Origin of the sequence: Actinosynnema sp. NPDC023658 (assembly GCF_040639995.1) — a bacterium.
Lineage (GTDB): Bacteria > Actinomycetota > Actinomycetes > Mycobacteriales > Pseudonocardiaceae > Actinosynnema.
Genome location: NZ_JBFAAX010000667.1, coordinates 1 through 3,147, shown reverse-complemented (window position 1 = coordinate 3,147; position 3,147 = coordinate 1). Strand labels below are relative to the sequence as shown.

Sequence of the window (3,147 nt, the reverse complement as noted above, 5' to 3'; positions counted from 1 at the left end):
GGGCCGGTTGCCGGTGGCGACCGCGCTGTTCTCGGTCATCCCGTACACCTCGTGCATCGGCACCTGCAGCTGCTTGCCCGAGGTGTAGGTGAAGCGCTGGTTGGTGCCGCCGTGGCAGTCCCACAGCTGCGCCTGGGCGCCGTTGCTCGTGCTCGCGCCGCTGATGTCGACGCACCGGCCGGACTGGCCGCCCACGATCGTGCCGCTCTGCTGGCTGCCGCCACCCTGCCGCCGGGCGAGCGACTTCGACTCGGCCGACCGGTTGCCCTGCGCGTCCACGACGTAGAGCCGGTAGTCACCGGAGGTGGTCGGGACGTCGATGGTCGTCGCCGTGCCGCTCGCCCTGGTCATCGTCGGGCCGGCGGTGAAGGTCGTCGTGCCCGAGGGGGCCAGCCAGACGGTCCGGGTCGCGTCGCCGGCGCTCCGGATCGGGATCGAGGACGACCCGCTGCCGACGAACGTGCTGGCCGGCAGGACGTAGTCCGGCAGGGAGAGGGTGCTCTGCGGGATGATGTCCCGGTAGGCGTCCTCCAGCCCGGAGTTCACGGCGATGCCGTAGGCCGCCGCGGGCCAGACGTAGTCGGAGTAGACGAGGATGTCCTGGATGGTGCTGTTCGGCAGGCTCTTCTGGGAGACCTTGTTGATCGGCCCGTAGGTCTGCGTGATGCTCAGGTCGTGCTTGCGCCCGAAGTCGTCCGAGTTGATGAGCCAGGTGACGTTCTTGTCCACGCTCAGCACGTTGTCGCGGAAGGTCATGTTCGCCGAGCCCTCGTCGGGGTGCAGTCCGTACTTGTGCCCGGACGGGACGCCTTGGAGGTAGTTGTTGGTGATCATGGTCCCCGGCTGGTTGCCGAGCGTGTAGATCGGAGCCGTGTCGTTCAGGCGCTGCACGGTGTCGATGATCTGGTTGTAGCTGATGTTGTTGTTGCGCGCCGTGGTCGTCGGCCGGTTGGGCGCGATCGAGCCCGACGAACCGTCGAAGTTCCACCAGCCCCAGCCCAGCGTGATGCCGTTCCACGGGGCCTTTTCGATCCGGTTGTGCTGCACGGTCAGCGTGTCGACGAAGTACGCGGAGATGGGGCTGTGCCCGTTGAACAGCACCGCGCTGTCGTAGAGGTAGTTGTTCTTGATCTCGATGTTCTTCGGGAGCCCTTCGACCTGCACGGGGTACTTCTCGCGGTTCGTCGACGTGTAGTCCCCGATGTAGACGTGCTGCGGGTGGCCCACGGTGATGGCGGACCCGGCCACGTCGTTCGTGAAGTTCCCGATCAACTGGGTGTTCTGCACGTCGTTGACCATGTTGATGCCGTCGACGCCGGTGTGCTGCACCCGGTTGCGGAGCAGGAGGACGTTGTCGGCGTTCTCCAGCTGGATGATGCCGGGCGCGGTGTCCACGTTGCGGTAGTAGTAGACGTGGAAGTTGCCCTTGACGTACACGGTGTTGCCGAGGTTGCCCTGCTGCGCCTGCTTGAACGCCGAGCCGGCCACAGTGAAGAGGTTCCAGTCGGAGTGCTGCACCGTGAGGCCGGTGAACGTGATGTTGCGCGCGTGGTTGCTCGTCGACGTGCCGGCGACCCGGAGCAGGGTGGACACGTTGTTCGGCGCGTACACCGTCGCCGTCGTCATGTTCTCGGAGTCGGTCTTGTAGTAGTAGACGGTCTGGCTCGACTTGTCGAAGTAGAACTCGCCCGGCGAGTCGAGGAACTCGTAGGCGTTCATGAACTTGTGGGTGCCACCGGCCTGGAAGTTGCCGTTGAACGCGCCTTGGGCGATGGCCGCACCGGGCTGCTGGAACAGCGCCACCCGGCTGGCGCCGTCACTGCTCGTGGTGACCTGCCGGACGCCCGCGATGGCCGTGGTCCAGGTCGTCGCCGTCTCGATCTCGATGTCCTCGGCGTTCCGGGTGATGGCGGGCAGGTCGCCCGTGCTATACTTCGCGCCGTCGCACTGCGAGCCCGATTCCAACGCCCAGGGCGCCTGGCCGGCGGTCACGTTGTACGTGCCGTAGCACCCCTGCGAGTTGATCGTCTTGGTCGCCATGAAGGCGCGCTTGTCGTTGACGTAGAGCGCCCGCAGCTTGTTGGCCCGGGTGAGCGGGGCCTTCCAGATGTTGCCGCTGTGCTGCGTCCAGCCGGTCACCTGCACGCCGCCGTTCAGCACCGGCTTCTCGTTCTGGTAGGCGGAGTACACCACCCGGAACCCGTTCGTGCCCGAGTCGCTCGCCGTGAAGTCCACGGTGCTGCTCACCGGGTAGTTGCCGCCGCGCAGGTAGACGTAGATGTCGCCGGACATGTTCGCGTTGACCGTGCGAACGGCGTCCCGGGCGCGCGGCACGGTCCTGAACGGGGCCGTGATCGTGCCGGGGTTGGCGTCGTTGCCGTCGGGAGCGACGTAGTACGTCGCCTGGGTGGCGGCGGAGGCAGTGGGCTGGTTCGCCAGGGTCGGCAGCAGTGCGGAGGACACGAACACCGCAAGGGCTACCAACGACCTTCCGGCGATGATGGCTGTTTTCACCTTGTTCTCCCTTTCGCCCGTCCCTGAGCGGACGGGCCGGACAGTGCGCCACGGTTGAGGTGGCCGAGGCCGCCGGTGAGCCGGTGGCCGACTCCGGTGGCCGACTCCGGTGGTCGGTGACGTGGTGCGGGCGTGGTCGCCTGGGGAGGTGGTCACCGGAGCGGCCGCGGTGAGGGAACCCGATGTCCTCCACACCGTCGCCTTCCGGCAAGCTAGCCACGCCCGGCACCTGGAGCAATGTCATATATATGCCACCGTTGTTATCGCTAACACGGCTAGGCGCGGCCCGGAGTTCGCGGTACAGGACCCCGTCCGGTGCCGATCTGCCCGGTGCGAACGGCGCAGGTCGTGCGTTCGAGCCGGCGAGTCGTCACCTGCGGGCACGTCGGTTGTCGCCGTGGCCGCCGCCGACCTGCTCGTCCGACCGGGCGGCGGCGGTGGTCGCGTGTGCCTGACCCAGAATCGCCGTGCCCAGCGCTGTTAGCGCTAACAGGTCACAAGTGGGCCGCTCCTGCCCGCGCTCGACCTCCGGTGCGGACCCGCGCGCATGTACCGCCGGTGTACCGGGGCGTCGGATGCTCCTCCCGTGGGGCACCGTGCGGCGGCTCCGGACGAGGGGTGGAGCCGCCGCCA

Annotated in this window: 1 protein-coding gene; it reads right to left on the bottom strand. The window is 67.5% G+C overall.

The genetic code is table 11. The features are described from left to right. The coding region (locus tag AB0G02_RS32890) for a right-handed parallel beta-helix repeat-containing protein (RefSeq protein ID WP_360802042.1) at window positions 1-2,514 on the bottom strand (2,514 nt) is incomplete at its 3' end. Between the last annotated feature and the right edge of the window lie 633 nt (window positions 2,515-3,147).